This is a genomic window from Bacillales bacterium (assembly GCA_035700025.1).
Lineage (GTDB): Bacteria > Bacillota > Bacilli > Bacillales > DASSOY01 > DASSOY01.
In genome coordinates, this window is sequence record DASSOY010000072.1 from 116,828 (window position 1) to 137,741 (window position 20,914).

Below are 20,914 nucleotides of genomic sequence, written 5' to 3' on the forward strand. Positions count from 1 at the left end.
GGATGGAACGCTATGGACGATTTTCAAGTGCCGGAAACATCGATTGGACAAGTGTTGACGGAACAGCCTCCGATTATCGATGTTCGGACACCGAAAGAATTTGAACAGTTTCGGATCCCCGGAGCGATCAACATTCCACTTTTTTCGAACGATGAAAGGGTGCGGATCGGGACCACTTACACGCAAGATAGCAAAGAGGCGGCGGTGAAGCTCGGGTTAACTTTTTTTTCCGAAACCGCACGGCACTTTTATGACCGTTGCAAATCTGTGTACGAGAAACAACAAGCGCCTCTCGTCATCCATTGTTGGCGCGGGGGGATGAGAAGTCTTTCCGTTGTTTCTTTCTTGAACGCGTTAGGCCTCCCGTGCATGCAGTTGCAAGGCGGGATTCGCTCGTTTCGCCGCAAAATCGTCGCAGATCTTGAGCAAATGGCCGATCGCCTTCCTCCCTTCATCGTTGTGGAAGGCTTGACCGGCACGAAAAAGACAGTTCTGTTAACGGAACTCGAAAAGCAAGGTTATCCGGTGCTCAACATCGAACCGATGGCGGGACACCGCGGTTCGACGTTCGGTGCCATTGGATTGTCGCAAACGAGCCAAAAGCAGTTTGAGTGCATGCTTTGGCAACGGCTTTCCGCATTGCAAGCGGCTCCATACATTCTTATGGAAGCGGAAAGCAAACGAATCGGACGCATCCAAGTCCCTGATTTTCTCATCGCTGCGAAACAAAACGGTGAACGCATCCGCTTGCACTATCCTTTCGAAAAACGAGTACAGTATTTGATGTCCGAATATGAGCCCGAGCAACATGAGCAGGCAATTCGACAAGCAACGAAACGAATTGAGAAGAAACTGAGCGAGGACATTCGAACGACAGCGAAGGCAGCGATGGAAGGCGGCGATTTTCGCCGCTTGACCGCCCTGCTGCTCGAACATTATTACGATCCGAGATACCGGTATACGTCAACGCAATACGACACTCCCGTACATGAGGTAAAGATGGAATCGTTGGAGGATGGCCTACAAAAAGTAAAGCAACGGCTCGGTCGGCCGGTGTTCGCGTAATTCGACGCTGGCCGATCGGAATGATATGATAGCCATAGATTATTTTGACAGGATGGATCCAAGTTGGCACAATTGAACCGATGGAAAATGACTTTTTTGTTGTCAGGGGCTCTTTCCTTGACGTTATCCGGATGTTCCTACATCCAACAATACATGCCTTCCGACCGCCATGAATCGTCGGATCAGTCCGATCAGAGCGGGGCGGGTTCACAACAACAAGCGGAAAAGAACGATCAATCGAAAACAAAAACGAACTCGAAGCCAACGCAACAACAGAAATGGGACGTGCCCGACCGCTTTCTTTTGAAAAATACGATCAAAACAACACCTGAAGGGAAACGTGTCGTAACGAATCCTGCTAGTTTGCTCGTTTGCGCAGACAAAAAAAGAAATTTGCCGGCCGACTACGAACCGAAAAACCTCGTCATTCCCGACGTTTATTTTCCGTACGGAAAGAATGCTAAACGGGAGAAAATGCACATGCGAAAAGTAGCGGCCGAAGCGCTTGAACAATTGTTTGCCGCGGCGAAACAAGACGGTATACGACTCATGGCGATTTCCGGCTATCGTTCATACGAGCGGCAAGTGAGTGTGTTTAATTGGCACGTGAGTCAGAAAGGGAGCGTAGAAAAAGCGAATCGAGTGAGTGCTCGCCCGGGACAGAGCGAACATCAGACGGGCTTATCGATGGACATCTCGAGTGAACAAATCGGCCCGGATTTGACGCAAAAATTCGGGGATACGAAAGCCGGCAAATGGGTGGCGGCACATGCTGCGGAATACGGGTTTATTTTGCGATATCCGCCGGGGAAAGAAGCGATCACCGGCTATGAATACGAGCCGTGGCATTTGCGCTATGTTGGGAAGCAGCCGGCGGAAACGATTGCGAACCATCATTTGACTTTGGAGGAATACCTCTCCGAATAGGGGATGACCACATGACGGAATTGAATCTTTTTGTCGCTTTCGGTGCAGGCGTCCTGTCGTTTGTTTCACCGTGCACGCTTCCGGTCTATCCAGGATTTTTATCCTATGTGACCGGCGTTTCTGTATCGGACTTGCAAAAAGAAAACGGGATGTTGCAGCGGCGGGCGATCTTGCATACGGCTTTTTTCTTGCTCGGCTTTTCAGTGATTTTCATCGCGCTCGGTTTTTCAACTTCGCTCATCGGCGATTTGTTTACGCGTTACAATGATGCCTTGCGGCAAATCGGTGCGCTCGTTATTTTCTTTTTCGGACTGGTTGCTCTTGGCGTTTGGCAGCCGCGCTTTTTAATGAAAGATCAATCGTTCGTGTTTCGGGAACGTCCTTCCGGTTATTTCGGGTCCGTCATTATCGGGCTCGGTTTTGCTGCTGGATGGACCCCTTGCATGGGAACGATCTTGGCAGCGGTGCTTGGATATGCTGTTGCCGATTCCGGTCCGGACGTCCCGTACATGATCGCTTACGTCGCCGGTTTCGCAATTCCGTTTTTCGTTTTGTCCTTCTTTTTGGGCAAGATTCAATGGATTCGCCGCCACAGCGCACGGTTCATGAAGGCGGGCGGCCTCGTGATGATCATCATGAGTGTGTTTTTGTATTTTGATTGGATGACGAAGATTTCTTCCTTTTTGACGCAATATGTTTTCGGCGGTTTTCAAGGATTTTAATCCATGGTGACAAAGAAGGTGGATAACATTGTTGATAGTCAGCGTACTCGTCGGTGCTTTTTTTGCCATGATCATTTTAATGGTTCGCATGAAAGCTGCGAAAAAGCCGGCATCGGTAAAAAAAATCATTTTGCCTCCAATCGGCATGAGCACCGGATTTCTCATGTTCATTGATCCGCTGTTCCGGCCGCCGTTCATTGAGGCGATCGGCGCCTTTCTCGTCGGCTGTTTGTTTTCCGTGTTCTTGATCAAAACGTCCCGGTTTGAAATTCGCGGCAACGACATTTATTTAAAACGGTCGAAAGCTTTCGTTTTCATCTTGTTCGGGCTGTTGATCATCCGAACGATCATGAAATTCTACGTTGGTGAAGAAGTAACGTTGCCGGTGACGAGCGGACTGTTTTTCATCCTCGCCTTCGGCATGATTTTGCCGTGGCGAATCGGGATGCTCGTCGGTTATAAACGGCACGAACAGCAACTGACGAACCATCATGCATGAAGTCGGCCTCTTCGTCTATACAGCGGGGAGGTTTTTCGTGTCGTCCTAAGCGGAACACGGAGGAGACTCTTATCAGAAATGTAAAAAAATCCTTGACGATTGAAAGGGAAATGGTAAGATATACGTATACATAGAGGATAGGGCTTATTAAATTCCATTTACACCACAAAGGAATGACCGTTTCGGTCTATATTTTCATAATGTTCGAAATTGTAGCATAGGTGAGGGTGTCGCGATGATTCAATTCAAAAACGTTCACAAATGGTTTGGCGATTTGCACGTACTCAACGGCATCAACTTGAAGATCGATGAAGGAGAAGTTGTCGTCATTGTCGGTCCGAGCGGATCGGGAAAGAGCACGTTGATTCGTTGCATTAACGGGTTGGAAAGGTTTCAGAAAGGAAATCTTGAAGTCAACGGTAAAGCGCTCGAAGATAAGAAGATTCAGCTCAACGAACTGCGCAAAGAAATTAGCATGGTGTTTCAACATTTTAATCTATATCCTCATATGTCCGTTTTGGACAATGTGACGTTTGCTCCGCGCAAAGTGCTGAAAATTCCGCGGCAAGAAGCCGAACTGCAAGCAAAAGAACAGTTAAGCAAAGTTGGTATTCTCGATAAGGCAAATGCCAAGCCCGACCAATTGTCCGGAGGGCAAAAGCAACGCGTGGCGATCGCCCGCGGATTGGCGATGAAACCGAAAATCTTCTTGTTCGACGAACCGACTTCGGCTCTCGATCCGGAAATGATTAAGGAAGTGCTTGACGTGATGAAACTGTTGGCAACCGAAGGTTCGACCATGGTGGTTGTCACGCACGAAATGGGGTTTGCCCGGGAGGTTGCCGACCGGGTGATTTTCATGGATGACGGCGCAATTGTGGAAGAAAACACGCCGGAAGCATTTTTCCAACATCCGAAGGAGGAACGAGCGAAGGCGTTTTTGAGCAAAATTTTGTAAGCGCCTATGCTCTTTTCCATAAATAAGAAGGGGGAAGATCCAAAATGAAAAAATCAATCTTATTGCTTTTGACGCTCGTGTTCACGATGGGCCTCGTTTTATCGGCCTGTGAATCGTCGGGGTCAAGCGGAGGCGAAGCGAAGGATACATTGCAACAAATCAAAGATCGCGGCAAGCTGATCGTCGGCGTGAAATATGATGTTAACTTGTTTGGCTTAAAAGATCCGAAAACCGGTAAAGTCGAGGGCTATGACGCCGATTTAATGCGCGCATTGGCGAAACATATTTTCGGCGAAGACAAAAAGCTGGAAGACATTTTAGAATTTAAGCAAGTCAACTCGAAAACGCGCTTTGAAATGGTCAACAACGGAGAAATTGACATGGCTTCCGCTACCGCAACGATTACGCCTGAACGCGAAGAACGCGTCGATTTCAGCAACATTTATTTTATTGCAGGACAGTCGCTTTTGGTGAAAAAAGGAAGCCCGATCAAAAGCATCGACGATCTCGGTCCGGACACGACAGTCATTGCCGTGAAAGGCTCGACGAGCGAAAAGAATATTAAGGAAAAAGCACCAGACGCGCCGGTTAAATTGTTTGACGATTATGCTCAAGCATTCAGCGCCTTGAAAGCTGGGAAAGGTGATACGTTGACGACCGACAACGCCATTTTGCTCGGTATGCACAAGGAAGACCCGAATTATGTTTTGACCGGCGGTTTATTCACGTCCGAACCGTACGGCATGATCTTCCGGGAAGACGATGATGAATTTAGAAAATACGTCAATGATTTCTTGGATGAACTGAAATCGTCCGGCAAACTGGCAGAAATTTATAAAAAATGGTTTGGCGAAGCACCGCCTGAAGATATTTTAAAAGAAAACACGATGCTGAAATAACAGCCATCACAAGGGCCGGTGTAAACGCCGGCCCTATCGTTTGAAAAGGGGAAGTAGAAATGGATTTTGCCGCTGTGTTTTCACATCTGGACCTTTATTGGTCAGGTTTTTTGCGAACGTTACTGACAAGCGCCATTGCGGTCGTTTTAAGCCTCATCCTCGGCTTGATCGTGGCGGCATTAAGAGTATCGGGCGTCAAGCCGCTCGCTTTTTTCGCCCGCTGGTATGTCGAGTTTTTGCGGAACACGCCGTTGCTCGTTCAAGTCTTTTTCTTTTATTATGCGTTGCCGCAACTTCATCTTCCATTTTTGAATTTCAACGGCTTTCAAGCTGGCGTACTCGGCTTGAGCTTTTATACCGCGGCTTACGTGGCGGAAATTGTCCGAGCCGGCATTCAATCGATTGAGGCCGGCCAAATGGAGGCCGCACGCGCCTCTGGACTGACATACGTGCAAGCCATGGTGTACATTATCTTTCCGCAGGCGTTCCGTATCGTGATTCCGCCGCTCGGCACTGAATATATCAATACGGTGAAAAACTCGGCGATTCTCGCTTTTTTTGCCGGGGCTGATCTTATGTACGTCGCTGATACGCTGCAAGGGAGCACAGGAGCGGTATTTGCCGTGTACATCACCGCTGGCCTTTTTTATTTGCTCATTACGATTCCGTTAAGCGTATTCGTTAATTTCTTGGAAAAAAAGCTTTTGGTCGCGTGAGGTGATGGAAATGGACTTAATTATCGATGCTTACAGTTGGACAAATTTGCAGTTTTTGGCAAAGGGCATTTTGCTTACTTTGCTGTTGGCTTTCGTGACGATTGTGATCAGTTTTGTCCTCGGTGCGCTGCTCGCGATTTTTCGCTATAGCAAAACGCCGTTTCTCGGACACTTTGCTTTCCTTTACACGGAAGTCATTCGAAACACCCCGCTCATTTTAATTTTGTTTTTTACGTATTTCGGTTTGCCGCAACTAAACTTGCCGTTTGATGTTCCGCTGTTTTGGAAGTTGGCGATCGGGTTGATCATTTTCGAGATCAGTCAGTTGGCGGAAATTGTTCGCGGGGGGCTGAACTCGATTGAAGACGGCCAATTGGAAGCAGCGCAATCCCAAGGGGTCACGTATTTGCAAATGTTAAACCATATTATTTTGCCCCAGGCTTTTAAACGGATGATTCCAGCGATCGTCGGTCAATTCATTACCATCGTCAAGGATACGTCCTATACTGCAATGTTCGGTCTTTTGGAGATCTTAAACCGCGCGCAAATCATTTGGAATCATCAATTAAACTTTATCTTTCCGATCATCGTTTTGGTAGCCGTTATTTATTTCGTTATTAATTTCGGTTTATCCTCGTTCAGCATTAGGCTCGAAAAGAAATTAAGTTGATGTGACAGAAGCGGGTTCCGATCAGCGCTTGATCGGAACCCGCTTTTTTTGTGCGATTTAAGGGGGGAGGGGAGGGGGATCGAATTTATTTGCTTTCGCCGGCACGTCTGTCGAGAAGCGAGCCGAACCGCGACTCATCGAAAAAGGAACGATAAGGGGCAAGATCAATTTGTTTTCGTTCGAGCGTTTTGATCAACCATCGGTGATCCTTTTTCGGGGTTGCGAGAATGTATCCGCGCACGATCAAGTCTTGATCGATTTTCGCTGCTCGTTCCCGGATGGCGAGTTCGCCGATTTTTGCGGCGATTTTGTGCCTGGCGAGGTCACGGAACAGTTGGGGCACCGGAGCGACGAGCTCTTCGAGAAGCTGCTTTTGTTCCGGCGTCCATAAATGTTTCGTCTCGTTTACGTAATGCTCTTGCCAATCCATGATCGACCGGCCGTCTTCTTTCGGAAGTTTTTTCAAAAATTTGCGGAACATGAAAAACCCGCCGATCGCCATGAAACCGACCATGCAAACGGTCCAAAAGGCGATGAACCACATGAATAAATCCGTCATCCGGATTCCCCTCTTCAAATAAACTCTCATCCGTACGCTATCGCCATTATAGACGCCGTGATCCCGAAAAATCAAGCCGAATCGCCGTTTCCTGGAAGATTGACATAACTCAGCTTATGTTAATGCTGTAACTGTTGCCGAAATGGCAAAATCTGAGTCGGTTTGAATAGAACAGTTGATAACTTGGCGATAGAACAGTTTATGGACTATAACAGCCTGTGTTTCAGACTGATACAGCGTTATACGGCATCTGCATAAATATACATAAATGAATGAAGTTATACACATTTATCCACAACGACAAGTTATACACAGTTGTCCACAAAGGCAAAAAAATAATACCTTACCCAGGTATATTTGGAAATTCGTTCCTATGTGAGACGGTTGGTGATTGGCGAAAAAAAATTGGCGGGACCGTGTGGGAATCGAACCCACCGGAGACGGCACGCGCCTCCCGCAGGGCTTTGAAGGCCCGGGGGGACACCAGCACCCCAGCCGGCCCCGAGAATCCGGAAGGGAATTTTATTATAAGGGCTCGAAAAAAGAAAAAGCAAGGAAAAGAACATGGTATAATGCCGATACAAACATGGGAAACGCGGAGGTGTCGGATGTGAAGCACTATACGGTCGGCATGGCGGGGCATATTGATCACGGGAAAACGGCGTTGACGAAGGCTTTGACCGGCGTCGACACCGATCGATTGAAAGCGGAAAAAGAACGAGGCGTATCGATTGAGCCGGGGTACGCCCGACTCGATTTGGATGAGGAAATGCAAGTTTCGATCATTGACGTGCCGGGCCATGAACGTTTTATTCGACAAATGATCGCCGGGGTGGCCGGCATTGATCTCGTTGTTCTCGTCGTGGCAGCCGATGAAGGCGTGATGCCGCAAACGGAAGAACATTTGGAAATCTTGACTTATCTCGGCGTCGAAAACGGCATCGTCGTGATCACGAAATGCGAGAAGGCCGATGAGGAGATTCTCGAGCTCGTGAAAGAGGACGTCCGAGAAACGTTAAGCGACTGCTCATTGGCGGAAGCCGAAATCGTGTGCGTGGACAGCCTGTCCGGACGCGGCATGGCGACGTTGAAACAGCTGTTTCGAAAAAAACTGCCCGGAGTGGCGCCGCGAAAAAGGCAAGGGCCGTTGCGTCTGCCGATTGATCAAGTGTTTACGATCCACGGTCAAGGAACGATCGTGCGCGGCACGATCGTCGAGGGGACGGTAAAGGAAGGAGAAACGTTGACGGTCTATCCCGAAAGGCAGTCGGTACGCGTACGGCAAATTCAAGTGCAGCATGAACGGGTGAAACAGGCCGGCGCCGGACAGCGGGCAGCGATCAACGTTAGCGGCTTGTCTAAGCAAGAGCTGCATCGCGGCGACGTGTTGGTCGGTTCGGACGCTGATTGGACGACGAAGCGACTCGATGTGAAGGTAACCGCTTCCCGCAAGCTGCGACACCACGTGAAGCAACGAGCCCCGATTCGCCTTCATATCGGCACCGCACAGGCGAAAGGGAAGATGGTTTTTTTCGACCGAAAACAGTTGGAAGCCGGGGAAGAAGCTTACGTTCAGCTGCAGTTGGAAGAGCCGATTGTCGCTGTGAATGGCGATCGTTTCATCATAAGGCGGCCGACACCGGCGGAAACGATTGGCGGCGGGAAAGTCATCGAAGCGAAAGCGGAGAAACACCGGTTTGGCGAAGAAACGATCCAACGATTGAAAAAGAGAAGTGAAGGTACGCTGGAAGAAGCGGTGCTTGATCGGTTTGAACAGGAAGGCGCCCTCGCGGAACAGCAGATCTCCGATGCGTTTCGGGTGTATGGCGAACCGCTGAAGCAGCTGTTGGCAACGCTGCATGAGCGCGGGGTGATTCGGTTGATCGGTGATGGTCAATGGGTGTACCGACGTGCGTTCGATGAAGTCCAAAACGACATGATTGACCAATTGAAAGACTATCATGAACGATATCCGTTGCGCCGCGGCATTGAGAAAGCGGAAATGCTCAACCGTTTGAAAGGATCGGAAACGGTGAAGGAAGCGGCTCTTGAAGCGCTCGTTGCGAGCGAACGCGTGAACAGGCACGGACCTGTATTGGCATTGGCGGCGTTCGTGCCGGCAATGCCGAAAGCTTTCGAAAAACGATTGAAGCGGTTGACGGCGGAAATGGAGGAAGCGGGGCTCGAAGTCGATCATTGGCAGGCGCTCGTCGAGATGCACGGCCTGCCGGAAACGGTCGCCGCGGATTTTCGTGCGTTTTTGCTGGAGCAAAACAAGGCGGTGAAGCTCGGTGACTTTGCGTTAGTTCACCGGGAGGCGTTCCGTTCTGCGGTGCGTCGTTTATTCGAACATACCGGCGGGGCCCCGTTTGATGTGAAAACGGCGAAAGCGGCGCTTGACGTATCACGCAAATATTTGATTCCGCTTCTTGAGCGAATGGACGCGATGCAAATGACCGTTCGCACCGGAAATGAACGAAAATGGATCGATCGCGGTGTGCGCGGTTGGCTGAAACGAGAAAACTGACGGGCATTCCCGTCAGTTTTTCACGGTCAACGTGTGCGGTCCCGCTTTCACGACTTCGCCGATGATTGCCGTATCGCCGCTGCCCGCCGCTTTCATTGCTTTCACATAAGTTTCCGCTGCCCGCCGCGGCAGGCTGACGAGCAACCCGCCGGACGTGACTGCGTCGCAAAGGATCCATTGCATCACTTCGTCGATATCGTCCGCGTAGGCTACGTCATTTTTTAACCATGCGTGGTTTTTCTTTGTGCCGCCCGGCACTTGCTTTAATTCCGCCAACACGCGCGTCCCTTCGAGAACGGGGATGCTGCCGGCATCGATGATGAAACTGACGCCGCTTCCTTTCGCCATCTCGCACGCGTGGCCAAGCAAGCCGAAGCCGGTGACGTCCGTCACGGCATGCACATCTACGCCTTTTAACAACCTTGCGGCATCCGCGTTCAACGTCGTCATCACGTCCGTGACTTTATTCAACCGGTCCGCGTTCAGTTTTCCATTTTTCAAAGCCGTTGTCTGAATGCCGACGCCGATCGGCTTCGTCAGGACGAGTACATCGCCTTCTTTCGCTCCGACGTTTCGGTGAAAGCGTTCCGGATGGACGATCCCTGTCACCGACAGCCCGAACTTCGGTTCCTGATCATCGATCGAGTGGCCGCCGACGACGACTGCGCCAGCTTCTTCTACTTTTATCGCCGATCCTTGCAAAATGTCCAGCAATATAGACTCGTCCAACTGCTTGATCGGAAATCCGACGAGATTGAGTGCCGTTTTCGGTTCGCCGCCCATTGCGTAAACGTCGCTTAGTGCATTGGCGGCGGCGATCTGCCCGAATGTGTACGGGTCATCGACGATCGGCGTAAAGAAATCGACCGTTTGGATGAGGGCAATCTCGCCGCTGATTTTGTAAACGCCGGCATCGTCGCTCGTCTCGGTTCCGACAAGAAGATTCGGGTCTTTCGTTGTCTTCGGAAGGTGACGCAAAACTTGCGTCAAATCGCTCGGTGCGATTTTGCAGCCTCAACCGCCTTTCGAGCTCAACGTCGTCAATCGGATGTTCGCCATCGTTGCCTCACCGCCTTTTCGTTAATCTCCATGCTCATCTTATTTTCTCACGAACAAACCGTCAAATTCAATTGCGGAGGCAACGGTTTCATATTTTTTACGCAACAAGACGGGTATTATACAATAGAAAGAAAAAGGAGGGATGCTCTGTGAAGTATCATGTGTCGATCGAATTTTGCATGCAATGAAACTACGCGCCAAAAGCCGCGAGTTTCGCGGAACAGTTATTCACTCATTATCGGGGGCAGTCGAACAGCATCGAACGGATCGAGCTGATCCCCGGTTCCGGAGGCGCCTTCGAAGTCAAGGTCAACGGGAAGCTGTTGTATTCAAAATACGAGACGGGCGTGTTCCCGGAAGCCGAAAAGGTAATCAAGCAGATGGAGGCGATTGCCGGCTAATCGCGATCCCCGTATGGAGGAAGATATGAATCGATTAATGCGCATGCTGCCTGCCGTGCACGTTTTGCAGGAACATCCAAAATTCAATGAATGGGCACAGCGTTTCGAGATTTCCGAGACATTTTTGACAGAGGAGCTGCGCGCGGAACTTCAACAACTGCGCGAAGCTTTATTGGCCGGAACGTGGAAAGGCGAACCGACGGCTGAAGCGTTGACGGCGCATCTTTTCGAAAAATTGGCCGAGCGGCTCGAGTCGTATCGTGCGAACAAGCTGACGCCGGTGATCAACGGCACCGGTGTCGTCCTCCATACGAATTTAGGGAGGGCCAGGTTGAGCGACGAGGCTGTACAGGCGGTCACGAGAGCGGCGGTGAATTACTCGAGTTTGGAGTTCAATCGTGAAACAGGAAAGCGCGGGTCGCGCCACGATCTTGTTGAACCGTATGTTTGCCGGTTGACTGGCGCGGAAGCGGCCATGGTCGTGAACAATAACGCGGCTGCGGTTTTTCTTGTTTTGTCGGCTTTGGCTTCAGATCGCAAAGTGATCGTTTCGCGTGGTCAACTCGTCGAAATCGGCGGATCTTTTCGCGTGTCTTCGATCATGGAGGAAAGCGGCGCGCTGCTCGTAGAAGTAGGCACGACGAATAAGACGCGATTGCATGACTACGAGGAAGCGGTCGATGAAGAAACCGCGATGATTATGAAAGTACATACGAGTAATTTCACGATTCGCGGGTTCACGGAAACCGTGGATACCGCCCCGTTGGCAAAATTGGCCGCCGATCGCGAATGCGTTTATTACGAAGATCTCGGGAGCGGAGCGATTTACGATTTCCGCGCAGAAGGCATCGGGAAAGAGCCGCTCGTTGCTGAAGTGCTCGCGAAAGGCGCAGATCTCGTTTCGTTCAGCGGCGACAAGCTTTTCGGCGGCCCGCAAGCGGGGATTATCGCTGGAAAAAAACAGCTAATCGAGCGGTTGAAGAAGCATCAATTGGCCCGTGTTCTGCGTGTTGATAAAATGACTTTGGCCGCGCTCGAGGCAACGATGAAAGCTTATCTATTCGGAAAAGCGCAAACAACGATTCCGGTCATCCGCGATATGACCGCTACTGTTGCCGACATCCGTGCGCGTGCAGAACGATTTGTTTCGTACGCCAATCGTACCGTTCCAGCGTTTCGGTTCGCTGTAAGAGAAGAAACGTCCAAGGTCGGGGGCGGGACAATGCCGGATGTCGCTTTGCCAACTTGCGGCGTCACCATTGTACATCCGCAATGGACAACGCAAATGGTTTTGGATCACTTGCGAAGTCACGAACCACCTGTGATCGGCCGCGTCGCCTCCGAAAAAGCGTTCCTCGATTTTCGAACGATTCGCGAAGACGAGTGCGAATCGGTATTGTCGGCGCTTCGCGAACCCGTCGATCAATAGAGGCCGTTTTACTTCACGGCCGTTGAGGGAATATTATGGAGAAGAACGACGAACCGAGGAGGTATGGCGAATGTACAAAACGATCGTCGTCGGAACTGGACCGGCGGGCTTGACGGCGGCCATTTACTTGGCACGCGCCGATATGGCCCCGCTCGTCATCGAAGGACCGGAACCGGGCGGGCAACTGACGCTCACGACTGAAGTAGAGAACTTTCCGGGCTTTCCCGACGGCATCATGGGTCCGGCATTGATGGATGACATGAGAAAACAAGCTGAGCGTTTCGGCGCGACGTTCGAAAGAGGTTATGTGAAATCCGTCGATTTTTCAAACAAACCGTTTTCGCTGACGGTTGATTCGCTCGGGACGTTTGAAGGGGAGTCGGTGATTATTTCTACCGGCGCATCGGCAAAAATGCTCGGCGTTCCGGGAGAGAGTGAAAACGTCGGCAAAGGCGTCAGCACGTGCGCGACATGTGACGGCTTCTTTTTTCGCGGCAAAAAAATTGTTGTCGTCGGCGGTGGCGATTCGGCGATGGAGGAAGCAACGTTTTTGACGAAATTCGCTTCCGAAGTGACGGTCATTCATCGCCGCGACGAGCTGCGCGCGTCGAAAATCATGCAAAATCGGGCGAAGGAAAACGAAAAAATTAAATGGAAGCTGAACGCGCAAGTGAAGGAAATTTTGGCGGATAACGGGAAAGTGAGTGCCGTTCAATTGGTGAATCAGAACGGCGTCGAAGAAACGTTAGCCACCGACGGCGTTTTCATTGCGATCGGTCATACGCCGAACACGGAGTTCTTGAAAGGGCAGGTCGGGATGGATGATAAAGGTTATTTGAACGTGAAACCGGGAACGACGGAAACGACGGTTGACGGGGTGTTTGCCTGCGGAGACGTACAAGATTTCACGTACCGTCAAGCGATCACGGCGGCCGGAACCGGTTGCATGGCGGCGATGGATTGCCAGCGTTATCTCGAGGGAAACGCGTTCACGGACTGGAGCCTAAGCACGGATCAAGCAAAAAAATAAAGTCGCGGCGTTCTTTTCCATTCGGAAGAGAACGTTTTTTTTGATAAGCAAAAGTTATCATAAACAATAACGGCATCGTCATTTACTTATCGGTTGAAATTGCGTAAAATAGACTAGTAGAATTCTGTGAGTGATGAGGGGGAAACATGATGGCAAAAACGGAAAACGACCTTTTCAAAGCTCGCGCTTCCTTTCAAGTAGACGGCCAAAAGTATAACTACTACCGTCTTCAAGCGTTGGAAGAAGCGAACGTTGGAAACGTTTCACGCCTGCCTTACTCGATCAAAGTCTTACTGGAATCGGTATTAAGGCAGTATGATGGCAAAACGATTAAGAAGGAACATGTTGAGAACTTGGCAAACTGGGGCACCGACAAGATGAAGTCGGACGTCGACGTGCCTTTCAACCCTTCCCGAATCATTTTGCAAGACTTCACGGGTGTACCGGCAGTTGTTGATCTCGCTTCGTTGAGAAAAGCCATGGCGGACATGAAAGGCGACCCAGAGGAAATCAACCCGGAAATCCCGGTTGACCTCGTTGTCGACCACTCCGTGCAAGTGGACCGTTTCGGATCGGTTGACGCGTTGAAATTCAACATGGAACGTGAATTCGAACGGAACATGGAACGTTACAAATTTTTGAAATGGGCGAAAAATGAACTCGATAACTATAGTGCGGTTCCGCCGGCTACGGGTATCGTGCACCAAGTCAATCTTGAATACTTAGCTTCGGTTGTCCACGGTGTAGAAGAAGAAAACGGTGAAAAAATCGCCTATCCGGATACACTTCTTGGAACGGACTCGCATACGACGATGATCAACGGTCTCGGCGTACTTGGCTGGGGCGTCGGCGGAATCGAGGCAGAAGCCGGCATGCTCGGACAACCGTCTTACTTCCCGGTACCGGAAGTGATCGGCGTACGGATTACCGGTGCGATGCCGAAAGGAACGACAGCAACGGATCTTGCGTTGCACGTGACGAAGAAATTGCGAGCCAAAGGCGTTGTCGGCAAATTTGTGGAGTTCTTCGGCGAAGGACTTTCGGAAATGTCACTTGCGGACCGCGCAACGATTTCGAACATGTCGCCTGAAAACGGTGCGACGGCTACGTTCTTCCCGGTTGACGAAGAAACGTTGAACTACTTGCGTTTGACGGGCCGCTCCGAAGAGCAAATTCGCCTCGTTGAAGCGTATTGCAAAGAAAACGGCTTGTTCTATACGCCAGAAGCGCAAGATCCGAATTTCACGAATATCGTAGAACTTGATCTTTCTGAAGTCGAGCCGAGTTTGTCCGGACCGAAACGTCCGCAAGATTTGATTAAGCTTACCGACATGAAGGACGAATTCAATCAAATGTTGACTCGCGAAGCGGGCAACCATGGTCTTGGACTTGACGAAAATGAAATTAAGAAAGAAGTGGAAGTCGTTCATCCAGACGGTGAAAAGTCTGTCTTGAAAACAGGGGCCGTAGCAGTTGCTGCCATCACGAGCTGTACGAACACTTCGAACCCGAGCGTTATGATCGGCGCCGGCTTGTTGGCGAAAAAAGCGGTTGAGAAAGGCTTGAAAGTTCCGCGTTACGTGAAAACCAGCTTGGCACCGGGGTCGAAAGTCGTTACGGATTACTTGAACCATTCCGGTTTAATGCCTTATCTCGATCAGCTTGGCTTCAGCCTTGTTGGTTACGGCTGTACGACTTGTATCGGTAACTCCGGGCCGCTTCCAGACGAAGTGGAAAAAGCGATCGAAGAAAACGACATGGCTGTCACTTCCGTATTGTCCGGTAACCGTAACTTTGAAGGCCGGATTCATCCGCTTGTGAAAGCGAATTACTTGGCTTCGCCGCCGCTCGTTGTCGCCTATGCACTTGCCGGCAGCGTCAATTTCGACTTGAAAACCGAATCGTTCGGCAAAGACAAAGACGGAAACGACGTATACTTTGACGACCTGTGGCCGTCGAGTGAAGAAGTACAGCAATATATGAGTGAAAGCTTGAGCCCTGAGTTGTTCAAGAAAGAGTACTCGCGCGTGTTTGATGAAAACGAACGTTGGAATGAACTCAACACAAGCGAAGGTACGTTATACGACTGGGACGAAGATTCCACTTACATTCAAAACCCGCCGTTCTTCGAAAACCTTTCGAAAGAACCGGGTGAAATTGAAACGCTTCAAGGCTTGCGCGTTATTGGTAAATTCGGAGACTCGGTAACGACGGACCATATTTCACCTGCCGGCGCCATTGCCAAAGACAGTCCTGCAGGCAAATATTTGATCGAAAAAGGCGTTCGCCCGATTGATTTTAACTCGTACGGTTCCCGTCGCGGTAACCACGAAGTGATGATGCGCGGGACGTTTGCCAACATCCGGATCCGCAACCAGATTGCTCCGGGTACCGAAGGCGGCTGGACGACTTACTGGCCGACTGGCGAAGTGATGTCGATCTTTGATGCCGCGATGAAATATCAGCAGAACGATACGGGCCTCGTTGTTCTTGCCGGTAAAGATTACGGCATGGGCTCTTCGCGTGACTGGGCTGCAAAAGGTACGAACTTGCTTGGCATTAAAACGGTCATTGCGGAAAGCTACGAACGGATTCACCGTTCCAATCTTGCATTGATGGGGGTTCTTCCGTTGCAATTCCAAGCAGGAGAAAGCGCTGAAAGCCTTGGATTGAGCGGGAAAGAAACGATTCAAGTGGAATTGCCGAAAGACTTGAAGCCTCGTCAAAACGTAACGGTTACGGCTGTTGACGAAGACGGCAATAAAAAGACGTTTGAAGCGATTGTTCGTTTCGACAGTGATGTCGAAATTGACTATTATCGCCACGGTGGCATCTTGCAAATGGTGCTTCGCAACAAATTGCAACAACCGAACCACGCATAAAACGAAAAAGGATCCGAAAGCCTTGTTGCTTTCGGATCCTTTTTTTGGATTAAGAAAAAGTTTGGATGAGCAGGAAGGCATTCAACGTGATGACGAATGCGGCTACACACCACCCGATGATCGTGGTCCCTTTTCCGTTGACGAGCGTGCCCATGAGGCTTCGATTGCTCGTGAACATAAGCAATGGAACGAGTGCGAACGCAATGCCGAATGACAAAATGACTTGGCTGATTACGAGCGCGAAAGTCGGATTGATGCCGAGGGCGATGACGGCAAGCGGCGGGACCATTGTGATCAAACGCCGCAAATAAATCGGGATGCGGCGGCGAATGAACCCTTGCATCACAATGTCGCCTGACATGGTTCCGACGCTGGAACTTGACAAGCCGGCAGCAAGCAATCCGACGCCGAACAAAATCGCTGAGACCGGTCCGATCAGCTGCCCGAATTGATCAAAAGCGATGTCGAGATCGAGAACGGTCAACCCGTTTTCGAAAAAGAGAGCGGCCGAAACAATGAGCATGATGCCGTTAATCACCCCAGCGATCAACATCGCGATCACGATGTCGACCATCTCAAAACGAAAGATTTTCCGGCGGTCTTCTTCCGTTTTTCCGACGACCCGCCGCTGGGTGAGTGCCGAGTGCAAGTATATGGCGTGCGGCATGACGGTTGCGCCCAATATGCCGGCGGCAAGCATTAAGCTGTTGACGCCGTCAAATTGCGGAACGAGCAATCCATGCAGCACTTCCGATCCGTCTGGATGCGACAAGAACGCTTCTATGCTGAAGGCAATGACGACGGTAAACAAGAAAGCGGCGATTCCCGCTTCGAGCGATCGGAACCCTCTTCGCTGCAATTCAAGAATCGCAAAGGACGCGGCGGCTGCCAACAGTGCGGACGGGAACAAGCCGAGTCCGGACAGCAAATGAATGCCGAGCGCACCTCCGATAAATTCGGCGAGATCGGTCGCCATAATGACCAACTCACTTTGAATCCATAAGGCGAAAGAGACCGGTTTCGGGAAGTGGTCACGCGCCATTTCCGGCAAATTCCGGCCGGTCGCGATCCCTAATTTTGCTGACATCGATTGAATCAATACGGCCATTAAATTCGACATCAGCACGACCCATAACAACATGTATCCGTACCGGGATCCTGCAGATATGTTTGTAGCGAAGTTTCCGGGATCGATGTAAGCGATCGCGGCGATGAAGGCAGGTCCGAGAAAAGGAAGGATTTTTCGGAATCCGCGGCTTTTCCCGGTCAATGCCGTTTCGGCAGACAATAAGGTTGCGTTTTTTCGCGTCGCGCTTTGCGTGTTCATTGGTTTTCTTCGCTCCTTTATTTCTCTCGACCATCAATTTTGCCCTTGGGAAACTCGTGGGTAAAATTCAATCGTAAAAGTTTCCCTAGGTCAAATTTTATTCCCTATGCCATCAATTTGCAACTATTTTATTCAAAAAAAATGATTTTGTGTTTCAAAGGCTTGTCCAAACGGTTCATCAACAAAAAAATGGCGGTCGCTGCCGCCACGTAGTTTTTATTGAATGGTGATCGTTCGGGAACGGTCTTGCTGCTTTCCTTTTGGGATAAAAATGCGCAAAATCCCGTTATGGTACTCGGCGCTCGTCGCACTTGCGTCGATTTGAAAAGGAACGGTGACTATCCGCTCCAATTGCCCGAACGTCCGCTCACGGTGATAATAATGCTGGTTGTCGTTCTTTTCTTCATGCACTTGTGAATGATTGGCGGTAATTCTTAACGCCGAATCGAGTACTTCGACGTCGATTTGCTCTCTCCTTAATCCGGGAAGCTCCGCTTCGACGATCAATGTAGCGTCATCTTCAAACATGTCGACGCGAAACGATTTGTGATCGAGCAGCCTCTGAAACGGATCTTTGAAAAACGTTTCCATCCATTCGTTCAACAGCTTCTTGTCGATTTTCGGGAATTTGTCGTCTTTCTGCGTCATGAATCCCCCTCCTTTTTTATTGATAACTTACGAAAACGGCCGGGAAATGTGACGATTCAAAAAATTTTCATACATTTGTAATATTTTTTTCCGTTTTGGGGAATAACAAAGAGTAGAATGAAAGTTGAAAGAAAATTACTACAACGAAGGAGGAATTTCACATGCGGAAAAGAAGAAGCTTGAAAGAGCTCATGGACGAAAACAAACGGGAATTGTTGAGCGATAACGGTGCGATTGAAAAGATCGAACGCAAGCTGGAAGAAAAACATTCCAATCGGATCTAAAAAACAGGAAGGTTCGAATCCTTTCTGTTTTTTCATTTTACATACGAAACAGGCAAAGTTGACATGCTACCAACGAGGAGGTGACAAGATGGCACGCGATGAAAAATTAAACGAAGAAGCCGCGCGCGATCCGAACCTTCCGCCGACGGCCGATCCGAAAGATCTTGTCTTTTTGAACCGGCTTGCCGATGAAAAAAAACAGTTGCCGCGCCGCGAAGAAGACGATTCCCATGTTGACCAGCGCCAGTAATGTGATACAACCCGGCATTCGACACCCATCGACGCGGTTTGGAGAACGAATGATGTGAGGGAAGAAATCGAATGTTGGAGGGAAATGCGTTGACGATTGCTGCAACCGTGCAACCGTTGCCGTTCACCGAGGACGATCCGTTGTACAGGGATCTTGAAATCATGATGCAACGGCTCGGGCATCTCGTCGCTTTTCGAGAAAAGTTCCAATGGGAAGAGCGGGTGGAACGGTTCGAACTCGGCGATGAAAACGACTTGCGCAAGTTGAAAAAATGTGCGGCGAAAAACGACGGCGTTCCTTTGTTTTGGGCGCGCTTGACGAAAAACACCGTGTACCGGCATCTTCTTTTCCATCCGAACAATGAAGGTTTTTATTTACCGGTTCGTTTCGACGATCCGTTTACGATCACCGCCGGCGGAAAAAACGTTTGGTTTGGTTCTTCGGTCAGGCTTGGCGAGGAATTGAAGTGGTTGGAAATGTCAATGAATCACAACAACGACGAATCGCTCATTGAATGTTGGCGTGCATTTCGCGAACTTTGCCAATGCAGTGTCGAACGGATGTGTCCGATTCAACTCGAGCATACATAAACGCGCGAATATCGCTTAAACTAACGACTGTTCAGCATGAAGACAAAGGAGGAACAGTTGTGGACGAATCGAAACGGCCGAAACCGGACGATCGCAGCGATAACGTCGAAAAGCTTCAACAGATGGTGCATGACACGATTGAAAACATTGAAGCGGCCCATGAAACCTTGCAAAACGACGACTTGAGCGAAAACCAGCGTCAAGAAATCATCGCGAAAAATGAGCGAAGAGAACAAAGCTTGCGCGGCATGCGCGAAGAATTGAAAGACGAAGCTCACGATCAGAAAAACAAGTAAATGCGAAAAAAGAAACCGGGAATCTGTTCCCGGTTTTCTTGTGCCTGCGCTGCCGACGCTATACAATGGCAAACGAAGGGAGTGTCACGGTGAGACGTTTGTATTTAGTCGGGGCGGGCCACGCCCACCTGTATGTGCTGAACCGGCTGCGGCGCGAGAGGCTTCCGGGGGTTGAAGTATCGCTTCTTACGCCGGAAACGGTGAAATTCAGCAGGGAAATGGCTGCCGGTTATATCGAAGGTTTATATACGAAAGCACAAATGGGTTTGGATATTGGGGAGCTGGCGAAACAGGCCGGTGCGAATCATATAAAAGCTGCGGTGATGTCGATCGATCCACTGCAGAAAGCGGTTTTAACCGAAAAAGGCGGGTACCTCGAATACGATGTCATTTCTTTCGACATCGGGGCGTTGACGGAAGCGACGGATCTCCCGGGCGTATTGACGGCCGCCGAAATGCTGCGGCCGAATGAAAAGCTTCCGGACGCGCTGGACCGGCTGATTGCGGCGGAGCAGCTCGTGATCGCCGGCGACGGAGATGCTTGTGCGGAAATTGCGTTCGCCTTGCAGGCGAGGAGAATGAAGGAAGGAAAGACACCGGTTCGTTGGATCGGTGGATTCAACAAAGGCACCGCTTTCCGCGCGTTTCCTCCTGATGCTGAGCAATGGGCGCAGGATGCCGGCATTTTGCTGCATAAAAATAGTCGAGTACGGCGGGCAGGAGGCGGAAAGCTGGAGACGGACAACGGCGCCGTCCACTTGTACGATCGATTGCTCTGGATTTATCCGCCGCGCCCTCACAAGTTGTTTCGTGCGGCACTCCCTGTGGACAGCGACGGGTATTTGCTCGTCGAAAAGACGTTGCAAGTGAAGTCGTTTCCTTCCGTCTTTGGAGCTGGTGACTGCATCACAGTGAACCGGCATTCCCATATTGCGCATGAGGGACGGTATGCGGTAGACGAAGGGCCGGTGTTATGGAAAAATTTGCGCGGTTATTTCACGGACGGAGAAGGCCGAACTTTCGCACCGGCGAATGCCGCGTATTGTTTTTCGACGGGAAACAAGCAAGCGGTGTTGCGTCGGAAGCGAAAGGTGATTCGAGCCGGTTGGGTGCATCGGTTGAAAAGTTACGTCGACCGCACGTACGTAAAAAAATCTTCTCCGTAGCGAGCGGAGA

Annotated in this window: 22 protein-coding genes and 1 tRNA gene; 18 read left to right on the forward strand and 5 right to left on the reverse strand. The window is 50.2% G+C overall.

Annotation, left to right across the window (positions count from 1 at the left end; genetic code table 11):
- Positions 1-12: 12 nt before the first annotated feature.
- The 8 genes from mnmH (at position 13) to VFK44_12400 (ending at position 6,456) form a co-directional block, all read left to right on the forward strand.
- Complete coding sequence (mnmH, locus tag VFK44_12365; GenBank protein ID HET7629158.1) at positions 13-1,065, forward strand: tRNA 2-selenouridine(34) synthase MnmH; 1,053 nt, start codon at positions 13-15, stop codon at positions 1,063-1,065.
- Positions 1,066-1,128: 63 nt separating this feature from the next.
- Complete coding sequence (locus tag VFK44_12370) at positions 1,129-1,992, forward strand: M15 family metallopeptidase (GenBank protein ID HET7629159.1); 864 nt, start codon at positions 1,129-1,131, stop codon at positions 1,990-1,992.
- A gap of 11 nt (positions 1,993-2,003) precedes the next feature.
- On the forward strand, positions 2,004-2,714 hold the full coding sequence (locus VFK44_12375; GenBank protein HET7629160.1) for a cytochrome c biogenesis protein CcdA: 711 nt from the start codon (positions 2,004-2,006) through the stop codon (positions 2,712-2,714).
- 28 nt (positions 2,715-2,742) lie between these two features.
- On the forward strand, positions 2,743-3,213 hold the full coding sequence (locus VFK44_12380; GenBank protein HET7629161.1) for a cytochrome c biogenesis protein CcdC: 471 nt from the start codon (positions 2,743-2,745) through the stop codon (positions 3,211-3,213).
- Positions 3,214-3,448: 235 nt separating this feature from the next.
- Complete coding sequence (locus VFK44_12385; GenBank protein ID HET7629162.1) at positions 3,449-4,171, forward strand: amino acid ABC transporter ATP-binding protein; 723 nt, start codon at positions 3,449-3,451, stop codon at positions 4,169-4,171.
- A gap of 44 nt (positions 4,172-4,215) precedes the next feature.
- Complete coding sequence (locus VFK44_12390) at positions 4,216-5,070, forward strand: transporter substrate-binding domain-containing protein (protein HET7629163.1); 855 nt, start codon at positions 4,216-4,218, stop codon at positions 5,068-5,070.
- A gap of 59 nt (positions 5,071-5,129) precedes the next feature.
- The gene (locus VFK44_12395) at positions 5,130-5,786 is read left to right on the forward strand and encodes an amino acid ABC transporter permease (GenBank protein ID HET7629164.1); all 657 of its coding nucleotides are present in this window, start codon (positions 5,130-5,132) and stop codon (positions 5,784-5,786) included.
- Between the two features lie 10 nt (positions 5,787-5,796).
- Positions 5,797-6,456 carry an amino acid ABC transporter permease gene (locus tag VFK44_12400; protein ID HET7629165.1) on the forward strand — a complete coding sequence of 220 codons (660 nt, stop codon included), beginning with the start codon at positions 5,797-5,799 and terminating at the stop codon, positions 6,454-6,456.
- An 85-nt stretch (positions 6,457-6,541) separates the two neighbouring features.
- Here VFK44_12400 and VFK44_12405 read toward each other — a convergent pair whose 3' ends face one another.
- The gene (locus tag VFK44_12405) at positions 6,542-7,015 is read right to left on the reverse strand and encodes a DUF2621 domain-containing protein (GenBank protein HET7629166.1); all 474 of its coding nucleotides are present in this window, start codon (positions 7,013-7,015) and stop codon (positions 6,542-6,544) included.
- Positions 7,016-7,421: 406 nt separating this feature from the next.
- Positions 7,422-7,518, reverse strand: a tRNA-Sec gene (locus VFK44_12410).
- Positions 7,519-7,625: 107 nt separating this feature from the next.
- Here VFK44_12410 and selB point away from each other — a divergent pair.
- Complete coding sequence (gene selB, locus VFK44_12415) at positions 7,626-9,542, forward strand: selenocysteine-specific translation elongation factor (GenBank protein HET7629167.1); 1,917 nt, start codon at positions 7,626-7,628, stop codon at positions 9,540-9,542.
- A gap of 12 nt (positions 9,543-9,554) precedes the next feature.
- Here selB and selD read toward each other — a convergent pair whose 3' ends face one another.
- Positions 9,555-10,601, reverse strand: a complete 1,047-nt coding sequence (gene selD, locus VFK44_12420) for a selenide, water dikinase SelD (GenBank protein ID HET7629168.1) — start codon at positions 10,599-10,601, stop codon at positions 9,555-9,557.
- A 179-nt stretch (positions 10,602-10,780) separates the two neighbouring features.
- Between selD and VFK44_12425 the strand changes: the two genes are divergently transcribed.
- The 4 genes from VFK44_12425 (at position 10,781) to acnA (ending at position 16,343) form a co-directional block, all read left to right on the forward strand.
- On the forward strand, positions 10,781-11,002 hold the full coding sequence (locus VFK44_12425) for an Rdx family protein (protein HET7629169.1): 222 nt from the start codon (positions 10,781-10,783) through the stop codon (positions 11,000-11,002).
- A 25-nt stretch (positions 11,003-11,027) separates the two neighbouring features.
- Positions 11,028-12,431, forward strand: coding sequence for an L-seryl-tRNA(Sec) selenium transferase (selA, locus tag VFK44_12430; GenBank protein ID HET7629170.1), 1,404 nt, complete (start codon positions 11,028-11,030; stop codon positions 12,429-12,431).
- 70 nt (positions 12,432-12,501) lie between these two features.
- On the forward strand, positions 12,502-13,461 hold the full coding sequence (trxB, locus tag VFK44_12435; GenBank protein HET7629171.1) for a thioredoxin-disulfide reductase: 960 nt from the start codon (positions 12,502-12,504) through the stop codon (positions 13,459-13,461).
- Between the two features lie 149 nt (positions 13,462-13,610).
- On the forward strand, positions 13,611-16,343 hold the full coding sequence (gene acnA / locus VFK44_12440) for an aconitate hydratase AcnA (protein ID HET7629172.1): 2,733 nt from the start codon (positions 13,611-13,613) through the stop codon (positions 16,341-16,343).
- A 49-nt stretch (positions 16,344-16,392) separates the two neighbouring features.
- On the opposite strand, the gene VFK44_12445 is transcribed toward acnA, so the two are convergent.
- Both VFK44_12445 and VFK44_12450 read right to left on the reverse strand, forming a co-directional pair.
- Positions 16,393-17,670 (reverse strand): Nramp family divalent metal transporter, encoded by a 1,278-nt coding sequence (locus VFK44_12445; GenBank protein ID HET7629173.1) that lies wholly within the window; start codon positions 17,668-17,670, stop codon positions 16,393-16,395.
- 216 nt (positions 17,671-17,886) lie between these two features.
- Positions 17,887-18,318, reverse strand: coding sequence for an Hsp20/alpha crystallin family protein (locus VFK44_12450; GenBank protein ID HET7629174.1), 432 nt, complete (start codon positions 18,316-18,318; stop codon positions 17,887-17,889).
- A 161-nt stretch (positions 18,319-18,479) separates the two neighbouring features.
- Here VFK44_12450 and VFK44_12455 point away from each other — a divergent pair, with 161 nt between their 5' ends.
- The 5 genes from VFK44_12455 to VFK44_12475 all read left to right on the forward strand — a co-directional run bounded on the left by VFK44_12455 (position 18,480) and on the right by VFK44_12475 (position 20,904).
- Entirely contained in the window at positions 18,480-18,602 is a 123-nt protein-coding gene (locus VFK44_12455; GenBank protein HET7629175.1) for an FbpB family small basic protein, read from the forward strand.
- An 88-nt stretch (positions 18,603-18,690) separates the two neighbouring features.
- Complete coding sequence (locus VFK44_12460; protein ID HET7629176.1) at positions 18,691-18,852, forward strand: hypothetical protein; 162 nt, start codon at positions 18,691-18,693, stop codon at positions 18,850-18,852.
- Positions 18,853-18,923: 71 nt separating this feature from the next.
- Positions 18,924-19,442 (forward strand): hypothetical protein, encoded by a 519-nt coding sequence (locus tag VFK44_12465; GenBank protein ID HET7629177.1) that lies wholly within the window; start codon positions 18,924-18,926, stop codon positions 19,440-19,442.
- A gap of 59 nt (positions 19,443-19,501) precedes the next feature.
- On the forward strand, positions 19,502-19,738 hold the full coding sequence (gene tlp / locus VFK44_12470) for a small acid-soluble spore protein Tlp (GenBank protein ID HET7629178.1): 237 nt from the start codon (positions 19,502-19,504) through the stop codon (positions 19,736-19,738).
- An 89-nt stretch (positions 19,739-19,827) separates the two neighbouring features.
- Positions 19,828-20,904 (forward strand): FAD-dependent oxidoreductase, encoded by a 1,077-nt coding sequence (locus VFK44_12475; protein ID HET7629179.1) that lies wholly within the window; start codon positions 19,828-19,830, stop codon positions 20,902-20,904.
- Positions 20,905-20,914: the final 10 nt, after the last annotated feature.

Bases quoted from the DNA above. Each gene is read 5' to 3' on its own strand.
- VFK44_12395 (HET7629164.1), top strand. From the start codon at position 5,130: ATGGATTTTGCCGCTGTGTTTTCACATCTGGACCTTTATTGGTCAGGT.
- acnA (HET7629172.1), top strand. From the start codon at position 13,611: ATGGCAAAAACGGAAAACGACCTTTTCAAAGCTCGCGCTTCCTTTCAA.
- VFK44_12460 (HET7629176.1), top strand. From the start codon at position 18,691: ATGGCACGCGATGAAAAATTAAACGAAGAAGCCGCGCGCGATCCGAAC.
- VFK44_12445 (HET7629173.1), bottom strand. From the start codon at position 17,670: ATGAACACGCAAAGCGCGACGCGAAAAAACGCAACCTTATTGTCTGCC.
- trxB (HET7629171.1), top strand. From the start codon at position 12,502: ATGTACAAAACGATCGTCGTCGGAACTGGACCGGCGGGCTTGACGGCG.
- VFK44_12455 (HET7629175.1), top strand. From the start codon at position 18,480: ATGCGGAAAAGAAGAAGCTTGAAAGAGCTCATGGACGAAAACAAACGG.
- VFK44_12465 (HET7629177.1), top strand. From the start codon at position 18,924: ATGTTGGAGGGAAATGCGTTGACGATTGCTGCAACCGTGCAACCGTTG.
- selA (HET7629170.1), top strand. From the start codon at position 11,028: ATGAATCGATTAATGCGCATGCTGCCTGCCGTGCACGTTTTGCAGGAA.
- VFK44_12375 (HET7629160.1), top strand. From the start codon at position 2,004: ATGACGGAATTGAATCTTTTTGTCGCTTTCGGTGCAGGCGTCCTGTCG.
- VFK44_12405 (HET7629166.1), bottom strand. From the start codon at position 7,015: ATGACGGATTTATTCATGTGGTTCATCGCCTTTTGGACCGTTTGCATG.
- VFK44_12450 (HET7629174.1), bottom strand. From the start codon at position 18,318: ATGACGCAGAAAGACGACAAATTCCCGAAAATCGACAAGAAGCTGTTG.
- mnmH (HET7629158.1), top strand. From the start codon at position 13: ATGGACGATTTTCAAGTGCCGGAAACATCGATTGGACAAGTGTTGACG.
- VFK44_12390 (HET7629163.1), top strand. From the start codon at position 4,216: ATGAAAAAATCAATCTTATTGCTTTTGACGCTCGTGTTCACGATGGGC.
- VFK44_12400 (HET7629165.1), top strand. From the start codon at position 5,797: ATGGACTTAATTATCGATGCTTACAGTTGGACAAATTTGCAGTTTTTG.
- VFK44_12385 (HET7629162.1), top strand. From the start codon at position 3,449: ATGATTCAATTCAAAAACGTTCACAAATGGTTTGGCGATTTGCACGTA.